Origin of the sequence: Shewanella marina JCM 15074 (assembly GCF_000614975.1) — a bacterium.
GTDB lineage: Bacteria > Pseudomonadota > Gammaproteobacteria > Enterobacterales > Shewanellaceae > Shewanella > Shewanella marina.
This window is the reverse complement of sequence record NZ_BALM01000037.1, coordinates 19,368-35,715: the sequence shown is the minus strand read 5'-3', so window position 1 is coordinate 35,715 and position 16,348 is coordinate 19,368. Positions and strand designations below refer to the sequence as shown.

The following is a 16,348-nucleotide window of genomic DNA, read 5'->3' as shown; positions in this document are numbered from 1 at the left end:
GGTAATGTTATTATCAACTCAATTTTCAGCAAAGGTATCGTCTATTCAACCTTGCAACTGAGCTAATGTCGCACATTACATATCTTCATTGGTTGCAGCTATATTGTTGCGACCTCTCGAAAAGATGAGGCCGCATTATATGAGATATTTCTTTCTCTGCAAGCTTATTCTTTAGTTTTTTGACCGTTTGCTCAAATTTTAAATACCTGCGAACGATAATAAACCAATTCAGCTATTGATTCTTTAATGTCATCTAATGCCTGATGAGTATTTTGCTTAGTAAAACCATCCATAACTTCAGGCTGCCAACGACGAGTCAGCTCTTTAATCGTGCTTACATCAATATTACGGTAATGGAAAAAGTCCTCAAGCTCTCGCATATAGCGATTTAAGAAGCGTCGATCTTGACCAATACTATTACCACACATAGGTGATTTACCTGCCGGTACATATTGGGCTAAAAAATCAAGCGTCATTTGCATCGCTTGTGCTTCATTTATCGTACTGGCTTTAACTCGTTCAATTAATCCAGATTGCCCATGATGAGTTTGGTTCCACTCATCCATTGCAGCTAGCTGTTCATCACTTTGATGCACGGCAATCACTGGACCTTGTGCAATAATATTTAAATCCTGATCAGTCACAATTGTGGCCATTTCAATAATGCGGTCAACTTCAGGCTCTAAACCCGTCATTTCTAAATCAACCCAAATTAAGTTTGTTGCATTAACTGTCATTTATTTCACTCCACAATAAGGATTTACCTAAACTTAGGCTTTTTCATTCAAGACCGTGTATCATACTGCCATTATTATTATACCTAAATCATCTGCAATACATATATTGAACTGATTTAGGGATAACACACAAAATCACCTTTGATTAACGAAGACGAGTCTGTGAGTAAAAAGAAATTAAGCCACGGCCAATTACGCCGAATGCGCGCAAATCATGAAAAACGTTTACGTCGAAGCGACGAACAACAAGATTTGCCAGAAATCCAAGATAACACCTTAGGTGCAGAACAAGCTGCAAAAGTCATTTCTCGTTTTGGCCAACATGCTGATATTGAGACTCAAGATGGTTTAATTGTTCGCTGTAATATAAGAAGAACAATTGCCAGTTTAGTAACAGGCGATAATGTTATCGTTCGCCTCGCCCATGAAACGCAAACCTCTGGTATAGGTGGTGTGGTTGAAGCGGTACACCCACGAAAATCAACATTAACGCGCCCGGATCTTTATGATGGTGTAAAAATCATAGCCGCTAATATCGATCAAATACTGATTGTATCTTCAGTATTACCTTCGTTTACGACACAGATTATCGATAGATATCTCGTCGCAGCTGAAGATACAGGTATTCCACCGATTATTATCGTCAATAAAATCGACTTACTTGATGACGAACAAACTAAAATCGTTGATGAAGCATTACAGCGCTATCAAAATATTGGTTATCCAGTATATAAAGTGAGTAGTAAAACCGGTGATGGCGTTGAAGAAATACAGCATTTATTGGAAAATAAAGTCAGTATTTTTGCGGGTCAATCTGGCGTTGGAAAATCATCATTAATTAACGCATTGTTGCCACAAGCTGCGTTAGTCACTGGTGACGTTTCATCAAACTCAGGCCTAGGTCAGCACACAACGACTACGGCAAAGTTATTGCACTTACCTAGTGGTGGCGATTTAATTGACTCACCAGGTGTTCGAGAATTTGCTCTATGGCATTTACCTGCGGATCGTGTGGGCTGGTGTTTTATTGAATTTAGAGACTTTATTGGCACTTGTAAATTCAGAGACTGCAAACATTTAGACGATCCAGGCTGTGCTTTGCAAACAGCAAAACAACAAGGTTTGATTAGCGAAGATCGTTTTAGTAACTATCATCGTATTATTGCAAGCCTTGATGAACAGCGTCATGCGCGTCAGTTCCGTAGTAATATTAACGACTAACAAGCTAACTGCATTGCCTTAAAAGGGAAGATACATTGGATAAAATTAAGATTGCCATTCAATATATTACGCCAAAACATTTATTATCTCGTTTGGTGGGTAAATTTGCCGCTGCAAAAGCAGGCAAAGTGACTACGGCAGCCATTAACTGGTTTATTAAACAATACAAAATCAATATGTCAGAGGCACTTAACTGTGACCCAGCCTCTTATGCAACCTTTAACGACTTTTTCACTAGAGAGTTAAAACCTGGGGCGCGTCCAATTTGCCAAGATGATGATTATATTGTGCATCCTGTTGACGGCGCAGTCAGTCAACTAGGTCCAATAAAAGATGGCCAAATTTTCCAAGCTAAAGGTCACAGCTATTCAGCTTTAGCATTATTAGGTGACCAACTTGATGATGCGAAACGTTTCAAAGATGGTGATTTCGCAACTATTTACTTAGCGCCTAAAGATTACCACCGAATCCATATGCCAATTAAAGGTACACTGTCTAAAATGACCTATGTACCAGGCGACTTATTCTCCGTAAATCCATTAACAGCGCAGCATGTACCGGGACTTTTCGCCCGTAACGAGCGTGTGGTGACTATTTTTGAAACAGAAATAGGGCCAATGGCAATGGTACTTGTAGGAGCGACCATTGTGGCAAGTATTGAAACAGTTTGGGCTGGCACAATTACTCCGCCAACAGGTAAGCAAGTCTTTACGTGGGATTATCCAACAGAAGGTAGTGATGCAATTACGCTTGAAAAAGGCCAAGAAATGGGCCGCTTTAAGCTGGGCAGTACCGTAGTGTTATTATTCGGTAAAGATGCTATCGAAAAATTTGAAGATGAGCTAGCACCAAAAACAGTGACTCGTATGGGTCAGCGTTTTGCCAAAATTGATTAACTCATCACTAAAATAAGTGCCAGAACTTAATCTTAAGTTCTGGCACGCTTTCTCCCCTTTAATCTGTACAGATTTCATATCATTACCTCAATATTTTCTATAATATAGCCGCGTCTATCTCTTTGTTTCTTATTTACACTATGCTGCGTTTACTTACTTTCATTTTATGTCTTATTTGTTTTACTGCTCAGGCAAACTCGCCACTGCAGATAGATAAACGTTTAGGATTAAACAGCCAACAATCAGGCCAACTAACCTTAGAACAACAGCTCATTGATCTAAATGATAGTATCCAGTCGCTTATTAGTGCCCAACTGCAATATCAACAACAAATTAAAAATTTTGATAAACAAAAGCGCAGTCTAACGGAACAAATTAAACAGACTAAAACACCATTAAGCTGGAATAAAGAACAAGATCTTAACCAGCAAGCATCCATGGCGTATTTGCAATTATCAGAGCTCAAGCAAAGCGAAACTGAGTTAAGCGCAGAAATAACTCGCATGCTTAATCGGCATAAACAGCTTCCCAATGAGATCCAACTTGCTCGCCAAGTGTATGACAAGCACCTTAAAAATGAACTTGCGCCAGTCGATACGCCACTAGGCCGAGTCCAGCAAGCTCAGCGCAAGCTATATCATCAAAACATTGTAACGCTAGAAGCTGAGCTAACATCAAGCCATGGCCGTTTGGAGTTAAACCAATTACAGCTGCAGCTGGTACGTAAACAGTTATCACAACAAGAGCAGCTGATTGAGCGTCTCAATCAACAAATCAGCTTACAAAGACAACAACAAACCACTCACACATTGGCTCAAAACCTGCTCGACAATAGCAATGAAAGCGATCCGCTTAATCTACGCCTCAGTAAAGAAAATAAATCTTATGGTGAACAACTACAGCTGTTAACACATAAGATAAATCAGGCCGTACTGCAGCAAGAAAAAGCTGAGCAACAATATCAACAACAAGCGAATCAACTCTCTAATATTCAAGAGCAAATCACTTGGGTAAAGATGAATGCGGCCTTTGGTGAACGCTTTTTACAAATGCTTCAAGCACTGCCCAAAGCTCCGAATCAAGAACTATTACAAACACAGATAGCAGACGCTAGACTCGCTCGTTACCATATAGAGCAACAGCAGGCGGCTAACCAACAAGATCTACAACACTATCGTAATAGCAATGCAATGGTCAGCAAATTACTGCATTCACAAAAGAACCTATTAGAGCAATTACAGCAAAGTTATAATCAATATCTGAGCGAATTAGCTAAACTAAAAGTCAACTATGAACAGCTTAGCCAACAATACTTAACCCTCAAAAATACTCTGAGTGAGCATCTATTTTGGGTACCAAATGCCACCAGTATTAGTAAATTATGGCTAACAGATTTTCATCGCAGTACACAGTGGTTAATTCAACAAGCACCTTGGGGACAGATAAGCCAAGCCATTAATGAGCAATCAAGCTATTGGTCATGGTGGATATTATTAGTTGTACTTTGTCTAGTGACTCAAGACTTAGTCACACCCAAATACAATAAAGCGTTACAGCAGTATTTAGCTTATGTGGGTAATGTAACCCAAGATAAATTCATTTTTACTTTTAAAGCGATCATCAGCACAATTGCTTATACCTTAATTAAGCCCTTACCTATCATTATCGCGGGCTTAATTTTCTATGATGCTTCGACTAACTTTGCTCAAGCCATCGGTATGGCGATTATGAGTATGGGTTTTCTCTACCTACTTAAACTTTTTGTGCAGTTACTCAGTGAGAATCAAGGTGTCCTTATCGGCCACTTCAAGCGCCCAGAGGAAATTGTCAAAAATGCCCAATTACGACTCAATAAACTCATTATTATTACCATGCCGCTTATCGGCATTATGGGCTTTACTGAAGTGCTCGACCTATCATTAATCCGCAACAGTATCGGTCGTGGCGCATTCATTATTTTTTGTATTTTATTATTCATATTCTATAAAGACCTGTTAATGCTGGTTAAGCAATATCGCCATGACCATCTTGATGATAAAAACAAAAAGTTATTACAAAAGATCCTCTGGGCGGTCTTAATTGGTATCCCTGTTATTTGTGCTGTTTTAGCGTTCCAAGGCTATTACTTCACCGCATTTCAAATGCTATTACAGGAACAGTTATCCATTTTGCTTGGGCTAGGATTTTTACTGCTATACCAATTAATCAAGCGTTGGATGTTGATTGAGCGTCGCCGCATTGCATTTGACCGTGCCAAAGCCAAGCGAGCAGAGCGACTTGCAGCAAGAGAAAAAGGCGAGACACTAAACCATCCACAAGACATGATGGATACCTATGAGGAGCCCATCGTTGATCTTGAAACCATGTCAAGCCAATCATTAGGTATGGTACGTTCGCTATTAATACTGGCATTTTTAGCCAGTTTAATCGGCCTTTGGAGCCAAACGCATACTGCACTCTTTAGCTTTTTGGATGGCATTACCCTATGGACCAGTAATAGTGTCGTTAATGGGATTGAACAATTAGTACCTATCACCATTAAATCATTATTATTAGGACTGATTATCTTTGGCTTTTCAATGATGATAGCCACTAACCTCCCTGGTTTATTAGAGTTAATGCTATTACAAAGATTAGATCTCAGCCCAGGAACGGGGTTTGCGATTACCACAGTAAGCCGCTACTTAGTGTTATTTATCGGTATGCTAATTGGTTTCTCAACGCTTGGGGTTGAATGGTCAAAATTACAATGGTTGATTGCTGCGTTATCAGTCGGCCTTGGCTTTGGTTTGCAAGAGATCTTTGCTAACTTTATTTCAGGTCTTATTATTCTATTTGAAAAACCAATTCGTATTGGTGATACCGTCACGATTAGAGATTTAACAGGTACCGTCAGTAAAATCCAAACACGAGCGACCACCATTATTGACTGGGATAGAAAAGAAATTATTGTGCCCAATAAAGCCTTTATTACAGAGCAGCTCGTCAACTGGTCATTATCAGACCCGATTACTCGCGTCATCATCTATATTTCAGTGGCACGAGACTCAGATCCGGCCAAAGTAGAAGCAGCACTTTATCAAGCAGTACAAGAATGCCAAGATGCACTCGATATCCCTGAACCAGAGGTTTGGTTTGCGGGTTTTGGACCATCAACCCAAGATTATGAAGTAAGAGCTTATGCTAAAGACATGTCAGCTCGCTGGCCTTTAAAACATGACTTACATAAGCGTATAACCAAAAAACTTCGAGAAAATGATCTCGTAATGGCATATCCTCAAATGGAAATTATGATAAAAAATGGTCAGCATAAAGAAACGCCAACCCTGTTAAGGAATTAAAATGCTAGTTTTTGCTCATAGAGGTGCAAGTGGATATGCGCCTGAAAATACCTTAGTAGCAATGGATAGAGCGATTGCATTAGGCGCGCCTGCAATAGAAATTGATGTACAAGCCGTTGAAGACCAACTGTATGTATTTCATGACCGCCGCTTAGAAAAAATAAGTACCGGTCAAGGGGTCGTACACTTAGTCAACAAACACTATATTGAAAGCTTAAGTGTTAATGGTGAGCCCATTCCAACACTAATGCAGCTATTAGCGAGAGTGGCTGGGCGTGTTGTCTTAAACATTGAACTTAAAGGCACGGGTTGTGTTGATCTATTTTTAAAACAATATCCAGCAATCATTGCCCAATACCCAGCAGATAAGATTATTGTATCTTCTTTTAACCATCCTTATTTAGCCAAGGTTAAACAACAATATCCCGAAATTAAAGTAGCACCATTACTCGCAAGTTTACCATTGGATGGTGCTCGTATTGCTTCGCAACTAGATGCTTATTCTATCCATTTAGATATCAGCTTTATCAACAAAAATCTGGTTGAGGATGCACATAAAAGAGGTGTTAAAGTTTACGTTTACACCGTTGATAATCCAGATGATGTCTGTGCACTTGCAGCATTAGGGGTTGATGGTATCTTCAGTAACTATCCAGACCGAGCTCAAAAAGCACTAGAAAATCCAAATACTATCGATTATAGCGGATGGTTTGAATAACCTAAGTATTCAATAGCTAATGCCGCATGATTGCGGCATTTTTATAATAACGAGAATAGCGATGACCCATAAATTATTATTGCTCACCAGTGATAATCAAAAATATCAGCAGCTCATCGAACAATGTCAATTGCCCAATCTAACCATCGTTGATGAGCAGCCACAGCATATTTGTGAGGCTAATATATGGCTAGCAGAGCCCAAACTCGCTGCCCCACTACTGCCGATGGCAAACAAATTAACTTGGTTACAATCTACATTTGCAGGTGTTGATGCGCTCTGTAAACCACGCTCACGGCAAGACTATCAACTGACTAATATCCGCGGTATTTTTGGGCCATTAATGAGTGAATACCTGTTTGGTTATCTGCTATCACACCATCGAAGTCATTCAGTCTACAAGCAACAACAAACCTATTCACTATGGCAGCCAAGCAGTTTTAAAAGCTTAAAAGGTCAACATTTATTGTTATTAGGCACAGGCTCAATCGCTCAACACTTGGCATTAACTGCACGCCATTTTGGGATGAAAGTCAGTGCCATTAATCAAAGCGGTCAAGCAAGCCTGAATTTGATTATGTGGATATATTGCCAAATATTGATCAATATCTACCACTGGCGGATGTTATCGCCAGCGTCCTCCCTGATACTGCAGCCACCACTAATATACTCAATAAGCAACGACTGTCATTACTTAAACCTGACGCTATTTTATTTAATCTTGGACGCGGCAATGTACTCGATTTAGAGGCGCTATACGCGCAATTAATGCAACAGCCAATGCAACATGCCATTTTAGATGTCTTTAATAATGAGCCGCTGCCAAGTGTTCACCCTATTTGGCAATTAGAAAACGCCACTATCACCCCACATATTGCGGCGCCAAGCTACCGGAACAGATTGTCGAAGTATTTATTAAAAACTATATGCAATATGCCCAACAACAACCACTAGAGTATCTTGTTGATTTTAAAAAGGGATATTAACATTAGTAACATTTACTTTAGTTAAATGTAAATTTAACTGGTTTTAATAACCATTCTCATTTACACTTTGGCTATTGAAATAATTCTGGAACATTGATTTATGTATGTTTGTTTATGTAACGCGGTAACAGATCGCCAAATCAAGCAAGCAATCGCGTCTGGCGATAATAATCTGAGCGATGTGAAAAAACGCTTAGGTGTAGCGAATCAATGTGGTAAATGCGCTCAACTCGCCACAAAAATTATTCAATCTGCAGTTTCTGAGCGTGATAATTTCTACGAAGTAGCATAATAAATTGTATATAAAAAAATGCCGCACTTATTAGCGCGGCATTTTTTATTTGTCAGAATTAAATTATCGCGGGGCTATCATCACCACCAATTTCAACACTGTCTACACGCTGTAAACCGCGAGGTAATTTAGAACCTCGACGACCACGTTCACCGCGATAATGTGCTAGATCACTCGGCTTTAGAGTTAATTTGCGCTTACCTGCCCACAGAGTTACCGAACTATCAACAGGCACCACATAAAGGTGACTTAATAACTCTTCACGATTTTTGGCACGCTCCGTTGGAATACCAATAATCTTATTACCTTTACCTTTAGCAAGCTGCGGCAGGGCATCTAATGGGAACAACAGCATGCGGCCTTCATTAGTAATGGCCATAATCAGTGACTCTTGCCCTGCCTCAACCAATCTTGGCATTAATGACTTGGCATTTGCAGGTAGACTCAACAATGCTTTACCCGCTTTATTACGCGATAGCATATCTTTGTAAGAACAGATATAACCATAACCCGCATCACTCGCTAACAAGTAATTCTGAGACTCATCCCCCAGTAACACATGCTCCATCACTTGCTGCGGCGCGATATTAAAGCGAGTTGTAATTGGCTCACCTTGCTTCTCGCCGATGGCAAAGTATGAGTTTCAGTGGCAAATGCACGTCCAGAGCTATCTAAAAAGACTGATAATTGATTACTTCTACCAATAGCAGAGCAGAGATAACTGTCACCCGATTTATACGATAATGAGGTTGGATCGATATCATGCCCTTTAGCACAACGCACCCAACCTTTATCTGATAGTACAACGGTTACCGCTTCAGCAGGTGTTAACTCTTGTTCGGTTAATGCCTTTGAGTCACCTCGTTCAACCAGAGGACTACGACGATCATCGCCAAAAGCTTCACCATCTCTAATCAACTCTTTCTTAATCAAGGTTTTTAAACGACGTTCAGAACCAAGAATTTGCTGTAGCTTATCTCGTTCTGCTTCTAATTCGTCTTGCTCACCTTTAATCTTAAACTCTTCAAGTTTGGCTAAGTGGCGTAACTTAAGTTCTAAGATAGCTTCAGCTTGCTTATCAGACAGATTAAAACGACGCATTAACTCCGCTTTGGGTTCATCGTTATAACGAATAATCTCAATTACTTCATCAATATTTAAAAATGCCACCATTAAGGCATCTAAAATATGTAAGCGTGCTAATACTTTATCTAATCTGTGTTCTAAACGACGGCGAACCGTTTGGGTTCTAAACTCTAACCATTCAGTTAATAGGTGCAGTAACCCTTTAACTTGTGGACGACCATCTAATCCCAATACGTTCAAGTTAACGCGGTAACTTTTTTCTAAATCAGTCGTCGCAAACAGATGCCCCATCAGTTGATCACAATCAACCCGATTAGAACGTGGTACGACAATCAAACGTACTGGATTTTCATGATCAGACTCATCGCGTAAATCAGACACCATCGGCAATTTCTTGGTCTGCATTTGTGCAGCCATTTGCTCTAGAATCTTGCCGCTACTGGCTTGATGTGGCAGCGCTGTAATGACAATTTCACCATTTTCAATGGTATAAACTGCACGCATTTTGATTGAGCCACGACCTGTTTGGTAAATCTTGGCGATATCAGACTTAGGCGTAATAATTTCAGCAGCAGTTGGATAGTCAGGAGCAGGAACAAACGCCATAATTTGTTCAAGTTCTGCTTTAGGGTTATCTAATAACTCAACACAAGCAGACACTAACTCTCTGACGTTATGCGGTGGAATATCAGTTGCCATCCCCACTGCAATACCCGTAATACCGTTAAGTAAAATATGAGGTAAGCGTGATGGCAGTACTAATGGCTCTTTCATGGTGCCATCAAAGTTAACGCCCCAATCAACGGTGCCATGGCCCAATTCCGATAACAGTACTTCAGCAAATTTAGACAATTTAGCTTCGGTATAACGCATCGCCGCAAATGACTTAGGATCATCTGGTGCACCCCAGTTACCTTGACCATCTACTAACGGATAACGGTATGAAAATGGCTGTGCCATTAACACCATTGCTTCATAACACGCACTATCACCATGAGGATGATATTTACCTAATACGTCACCTACGGTACGAGCCGACTTTTTATATTTAGCATTAGCAGAAAGCCCTAGCTCACTCATCGCATAAATAATACGGCGTTGAACGGGTTTTAAACCGTCACCAATATGGGGCAAAGCCCGATCCATAATGACATACATGGAATAATTAAGATAAGCCTCTTCAGTAAAACGTCGTAGCGGCATTTGCTCGACGCCATCAAGACTTAAATCAATCGCATCACTCATTGTTTTTATTCCTGTGCTTGCGCTGTTTGTGGCGGTTTGTAATACAAACGGTATACATTGCCTTTTAAATCATCTGAGATGTAAAGCGCACCATCTTTACCGGTCACAATTGAATGTGGTCGTGCAACAGGATAGCGTTCCTCTAAGAAGCGCACTATCGGTGTTCGCTTTACTATCTGTTGTTGCTGCATCTCAAGTAACACGACTTGATAACCGACTTTACTCGACCGATTAGTCGAGCCATTCTCGGCAATAAATAACTGTTGTTGGTACTTATTAGGGAACATAGTCCCCTGATAAAAGTGCAATCCACTGGGTGTTACATGTGCCGGTAATTCATACTCTGGCACCACAACCTGTAACCCCTCGGGTTGTTTAAACTCTTGATCAGCAAGGTTAGCGCCATGTAAAAACGGAAAACCATAATGTTGACCAACAGCATCGACTCTATTCAATTCATCTACGGCGATATCATAACCGAGTCGATTGCGGCCACGATCTGCAAACCACAACGTATTTGTTGCTGGTGACCAATCAAAACCAGTAACGTAACGAATTCCGCTTGCAATAACTTCAACTTCACTATTACTTAAATTAATCGCCAGAATAGTGCCATTCGGTTGTCGCGACATACATGAGCTGCAATTTGCACTTAAACTCACATATAAACGACCATCGGCGCCAAATTTTATCGCTCGTTCATATTTGCGGCTTTGCGGCGGTAATTCATCAAATACAACTTCCGGACGACTAGGACGCACCATATTTTGTTCAATATTACTGTACTTTAAAATTTGCCGATTAACAGCAACGTACAAATCACCTTGATGATACGTAATTGCCGGGATAAATTTTAATTTACGAACAATAACAAAGCGTTGGTCAACTAACCCATCGCTATTAGTATCAAGCAAGGCTTGAACTGATGCTTTGCGTTTACTGGCAACAAAAATGGTACCGTTATCACCTACCGCAAGTTGCTTAGCATCACCTAAACCACTTGCAAATAATGTCACCCCAAAACCTTTTGCCACATCTATATGAATTGTTTCAGCAACACTAAGCGCTGAAAAGCAGCAAGCTATTATGATCATTAAATAGCTTAACTGCTTCTTTCCTATATAAACACTGGCCAACATGAGCATTCCCTTATCCATGTTTTATTTTATTACATTAACTAATACTTATATGTTAAACGTCAGCTAAATCACCTTTACTCTCTAACCAACTACGGCGATCACTTGAACGTTTTTTAGCTAACAGCATATCCATCAATGCATTGGTTTGTTCCATATCATCAATGGTCAATTGCACTAATCTACGGGTATTAGGATCCATTGTGGTTTCACGAAGCTGCGGTGGGTTCATCTCACCTAGACCTTTGAATCGTGTTACCTGTACTTTGCCTTTTTTCTTCTCTAATGCAATACGATCTAACGTAGCATTTTTTTCTGCTTCATCCAGCGCATAATAAACATCTTTACCAATATCAATACGAAATAGTGGCGGCATTGCAATATAGATATGCCCCTGTTCAACAAGAATTTTATAATGCTTTAAAAACAACGCACATAATAGCGTCGCAATATGTAATCCATCGGAGTCCGCATCCGCAAGAATACAGATTTTACCGTAGCGTAACTCTGAAATATCATCACTATCGGGATCACAGCCAATTGCCACTGAAATATCATGTACTTCTTGAGAAGCAAGTACTTGTGAACCATCAACTTCCCAAGTATTTAAGATTTTACCACGTAGCGGCATAATCGCTTGAAACTCACGATCTCGCGCCTGCTTAGCACTACCACCCGCCGAGTCACCCTCGACTAAGAATAGTTCACCGCGCATAGGGTCTTGGCCACTACAATCGGTCAATTTGCCCGGTAATGCAGGGCCTGAAGTGACTTTTTTGCGCGCCACTTTTTTAGCTGCGCGTAAACGTTTTTGTGCATTATTAATACATAACTCTGCTAACGCTTGCGCCTGCTCAGTATTTGAATTTAACCATAAAGAGAACGCATCTCGTACAATACCCGCTACGAATGATGCACTTTGACGACTAGACAACTTTTCTTTAGTCTGTCCCGCAAATTGTGGATCCTGCATTTTTACAGATAAAATATAAGCAGTACGATCCCAAATATCATCACCAGAAAGCTTGATACCACGTGGCATTAAGTTTCTAAACTCACAAAACTCGCGCATTGACTCAAGCAAGCCTTGTCTGAAACCATTGACGTGAGTACACCTAGCGGGGTTGGAATTAAGTTAACATAACTTTCATTAAGATATTCACCGCCCTCAGGTAACCAAGTGATTGCCCACTCAGCGGCTTCAATTTTGTCGCTGAAAGAACCTACAAATGGTTCTTCTGGCAACATAACAGCGCCTTTAGTCGCTGAAATTAAATAGTCTTGTAAGCCACTTTCGTAAAACCATTCTAAAGTTTCACCCGATTGCTTATTAACAAACTTAATTCGAAGTCCGGGACACAATACGGCTTTAGCACGTAACAAATAAACTAACTTAGAAATTGAAAAATTAGCTGAATCAAAATAACTCGGATCAGGCCAGAAATGGACACTGGTACCGGTATTACGACGACCACATGTGCCAGTGACATGTAAATCTTCGACTTTTTCGCCATGCTCAAAAGCCATTTCGTAAACTTGTGCATCACGACGTACGCTAATCTCTACCCGTTGAGATAAAGCATTAACAACCGAAATACCGACTCCGTGTAAACCGCCTGAGAATTGATAATTCTTATTGGAAAATTTACCACCAGCATGCAGCTTAGTTAAAATCAACTCGACCCCAGGAATGCCTTCTTCAGGGTGAATATCGACTGGCATACCACGACCATCGTCAATCACTTCAAGTGAATTATCTGTATGTAAAATTACTTCAATTTTACTGGCGTGTCCGGCTAATGCTTCGTCAACACTGTTGTCAATTACCTCTTGTCCCAAATGATTTGGGCGACTTGTGTCAGTATACATTCCGGGACGACGTTTAACTGGATCAAGACCATTAAGTACTTCAATGGCATCAGAGGTATATTGATTTGTCATAGCACACTATTTAGTTATCAATTCAGGTCTATAAGACCCTACATGTTATTTTAATTGTAAAAACTGGCTGATTTCGGCCAATTGATTTTCATATCCGATAAAACCATGATCGCCACCCGCTTCTAATAGCATTTTACAACAATGATATTTAGACAGAGCTTGACGATAATCTAATACGTCATCACCTGTTTGTAATAATACATAAAACCTATCAGGATTCAGAATAACTGGCGTATCAAATTCGGCAACATCCTGTTTGTCTTGAGGCTTAAGGATATAAGTCTCATTAGTATAAGGATTAAATTGCTCGCCTAAAAAGTCATCAAATAACTCGAAAGGCTTCACGGCAGGATTAATGAGTACAGCTTTACCGCCATACTTTTCAGCAAGATAGCTGGCAAAATATCCCCCTAAAGATGAACCAATATAGCAAAGTGGCTCTCCTTTGGCTTTAGCTGATTCAACTATTTGGCATAATAATACCATAGCTGCTTTAGCAGAAGTGGGCAGTTGTGGTTGGATAACAGATAAAGCTGGGAAATGTTTGGCAAGATATTGTGCAGTAATAACGGCTTTATCTGACAAAGGTGAACTATTAAAACCATGAATATAAAGCAGCATAAGCCCTCGAGGGCGGCATACTTGGTGCTAGTATCCGCTGGCGTTTAACTCGGGCATAAAACGCTCACCCGGCACCCGATACACTTGAGTGGAAATGCTACCATCAGATGCCAATTGCAGCAAACGATAGCCTGGCTGTAAATGATCAAGCGTAAAATCATCACAGTGCGGTTTAAATTGAATACAGGTCGATGGTGTAGCAATAACACGTATCGCTTTCATCCCTGTTTTAACGAGTTTATCAATTTCTTGATGCACATGTCCCCACACCAAACCTTTAATTTGCGGAAAGCGGCGGACAGTATGAATAAATGCATCGCCATTTTTCATCCAATGTTGATCTAGCCACTGACAACCCACTTTAATTGGATTGTGATGCATCACTAACAAGGTATGTAAATCAGGCGCACTTGCGATAGAAGCCTCAATAAAAGCGACTTCTGAGTCAGGCAGATATCCGCCGGGGATTCCTGCAACAGTGGTATCTAATAATAGAATTTGCCAATTACCGATGAGAATACGCTTTTGCGAACACATATATTCGCCCACAATATTGGCATTCATCACCGCAGCTTCATCATGATTACCGGGTAAATGATGACATGGCAATTGCAGCTTTTTAGCCGCCTTAGCAAAATATTGATAAGACTCTGGAGAAAAATCTTGGCTAATATCGCCCGTAATAAGCGCAAGCTTAGCTTGATGCTGATTAGCTAACACGGTATCAAGTACAGCATGTAAGCTTTCAGCGGTCGTCACTCCAAGCAATTGCCCTGACTGCTGAGCAAAAAGATGCGGATCGGTGATCTGCAGAATTTCGATCGGTTCAGTTGAATCAACGGAATAAGTGAGAGACTGGGCTTGTACCATAAAATACCTAATTATTAATCAATAACTCGCCGTACACGAACTGGCGATCGATTTTTAACAATTCCTCCAAGAACGCATTTACCTGGTATTTTTCATCACGATGGTACATACGTAAGTTCGGATAATCATACACGGCTTGCAAGGGCAAAATCTGTTGACTAGTTAACACTTCTGCTAATTTTGCATCATGAAATATACGAACATAAGTGACTGGCATTGGAATATAAACCGTATCACCTAAACTTCGAGAAACCTCTATCACCTCGGTATATGGCGTTTGTTCAAGCAACTTGATGAGCAATACCCCATGAGCACCTTGTACTCGATAATTAACGCCTAAGGTCAATTCATCAGGTAATAACTTAACTAAGCGTACATAATTACGTCCACATAAATTAAGAAAGTGACTGATGTTAGGTTGATATCGCCCACGATGGTTCATTAAAATTTTTTAGCCTTTATGTTAGATCACATTTTTACGTAAATTTTGATAGTGCAACTGTAGCCACTGGAGACCAATCATTGTTGATGCATTATCTATCTCACCTTGCTCAACCATTTGATAAGCCTGTTGCCGAGTCACTACGTGCAATTTGATATCTTCATGTTCTTGCGCCAAACCATGCAACCCTTTTGCTTGGCTTGCATCTATATCAGCCCAAAAACAATAAAGCCGCTCAGTCGTACCACCGGGACTCGTTAAATAACTATTAATGGGTGTAATTTGACGAGCAGATAGACCGGTTTCTTCGAACAGTTCACGCCGAGCAACATCTATAGGCTCTTCACCCGGCTCTATCATACCCGCCACAAGCTCTAGTAACCAAGGTGTTTTAGCTGTTGCTAATGCAGGTATGCGTAATTGCTCAATTAATACCACTTGATCACGTTCACTGTCATAAGGTAATACCACCACAGCATGACCTCGCTCAAACACTTCGCGGCTGACATTTCCACTCCAGCCACCAGCAAATAATCGGTGCTTAAAACTCAGTTGCTGCATCTTAAAAAAACCTTGATACAAAGGTTTTTCAGCTAAAAGCTTTACATCATCTGCACAAAACTTAACTAACGGTTTTTCCATGAAATATATCCTTACTAAAAGATACAAAAGTTAGACTATTATAATTAAGGCCTAAATATAAAATCTGTTACACTTATCAGTTGACTTAAAAATAGAATTTTTTTTACTATTTACGCCTTGCAAGTCATTGCAATTGGTAAGCGTCGGGAAGCGCACAGTGCCGATAATAAGGCT

At 40.2% G+C, this 16,348-nt stretch carries 11 protein-coding genes and 3 pseudogenes; 6 read left to right on the top strand and 8 right to left on the bottom strand.

All coding sequences use genetic code 11. From position 1 onward, the window contains the following. Positions 1 to 191: 191 nt before the first annotated feature. A complete protein-coding gene (orn, locus tag JCM15074_RS18635) occupies positions 192 to 737 on the bottom strand; it encodes an oligoribonuclease (protein WP_025823251.1) in 546 nt (181 codons plus the stop codon). 162 nt (positions 738 to 899) lie between these two features. Between orn and rsgA the strand changes: the two genes are divergently transcribed. The 6 genes and pseudogenes from rsgA to JCM15074_RS18605 all read left to right on the top strand — a co-directional run bounded on the left by rsgA (position 900) and on the right by JCM15074_RS18605 (position 8,191). Beyond that, positions 900 to 1,958 (top strand): small ribosomal subunit biogenesis GTPase RsgA, encoded by a 1,059-nt coding sequence (gene rsgA / locus JCM15074_RS18630; protein WP_025823249.1) that lies wholly within the window; start codon positions 900 to 902, stop codon positions 1,956 to 1,958. Between the two features lie 35 nt (positions 1,959 to 1,993). Continuing rightward, positions 1,994 to 2,854, top strand: a complete 861-nt coding sequence (gene asd / locus JCM15074_RS18625; RefSeq protein WP_025823247.1) for an archaetidylserine decarboxylase — start codon at positions 1,994 to 1,996, stop codon at positions 2,852 to 2,854. Positions 2,855 to 2,994: 140 nt separating this feature from the next. Next, positions 2,995 to 6,195: a mechanosensitive ion channel domain-containing protein gene (locus JCM15074_RS18620; protein WP_025823245.1), complete on the top strand. Its 3,201-nt coding sequence runs from the start codon at positions 2,995 to 2,997 to the stop codon at positions 6,193 to 6,195. Position 6,196: 1 nt separating this feature from the next. Continuing rightward, entirely contained in the window at positions 6,197 to 6,913 is a 717-nt protein-coding gene (locus JCM15074_RS18615) for a glycerophosphodiester phosphodiesterase (RefSeq protein ID WP_025823243.1), read from the top strand. Positions 6,914 to 6,974: 61 nt separating this feature from the next. Next, positions 6,975 to 7,899, top strand: a pseudogene (locus JCM15074_RS23050) (D-2-hydroxyacid dehydrogenase). 100 nt (positions 7,900 to 7,999) lie between these two features. Continuing rightward, complete coding sequence (locus JCM15074_RS18605; RefSeq protein ID WP_025823241.1) at positions 8,000 to 8,191, top strand: bacterioferritin-associated ferredoxin; 192 nt, start codon at positions 8,000 to 8,002, stop codon at positions 8,189 to 8,191. 58 nt (positions 8,192 to 8,249) lie between these two features. Here the strand turns inward: JCM15074_RS18605 and parC are convergent. The 7 genes and pseudogenes from parC to nudF all read right to left on the bottom strand — a co-directional run bounded on the left by parC (position 8,250) and on the right by nudF (position 16,174). Next, positions 8,250 to 10,522 (bottom strand): annotated as a pseudogene (gene parC, locus JCM15074_RS23045) (DNA topoisomerase IV subunit A). A 5-nt stretch (positions 10,523 to 10,527) separates the two neighbouring features. Then, positions 10,528 to 11,661: a PQQ-dependent sugar dehydrogenase gene (locus JCM15074_RS23040; RefSeq protein WP_037470015.1), complete on the bottom strand. Its 1,134-nt coding sequence runs from the start codon at positions 11,659 to 11,661 to the stop codon at positions 10,528 to 10,530. A 52-nt stretch (positions 11,662 to 11,713) separates the two neighbouring features. Further along, positions 11,714 to 13,599, bottom strand: a pseudogene (parE, locus tag JCM15074_RS23035) (DNA topoisomerase IV subunit B). Positions 13,600 to 13,644: 45 nt separating this feature from the next. After that, positions 13,645 to 14,220 (bottom strand): YqiA/YcfP family alpha/beta fold hydrolase, encoded by a 576-nt coding sequence (locus JCM15074_RS18585; protein ID WP_025823240.1) that lies wholly within the window; start codon positions 14,218 to 14,220, stop codon positions 13,645 to 13,647. Positions 14,221 to 14,247: 27 nt separating this feature from the next. After that, positions 14,248 to 15,090, bottom strand: a complete 843-nt coding sequence (cpdA, locus tag JCM15074_RS18580) for a 3',5'-cyclic-AMP phosphodiesterase (protein WP_025823237.1) — start codon at positions 15,088 to 15,090, stop codon at positions 14,248 to 14,250. A gap of 7 nt (positions 15,091 to 15,097) precedes the next feature. Continuing rightward, entirely contained in the window at positions 15,098 to 15,532 is a 435-nt protein-coding gene (locus JCM15074_RS18575) for a DUF1249 domain-containing protein (protein WP_025823235.1), read from the bottom strand. 21 nt (positions 15,533 to 15,553) lie between these two features. Beyond that, positions 15,554 to 16,174, bottom strand: a complete 621-nt coding sequence (nudF, locus tag JCM15074_RS18570) for an ADP-ribose diphosphatase (RefSeq protein WP_025823233.1) — start codon at positions 16,172 to 16,174, stop codon at positions 15,554 to 15,556. Positions 16,175 to 16,348: the final 174 nt, after the last annotated feature.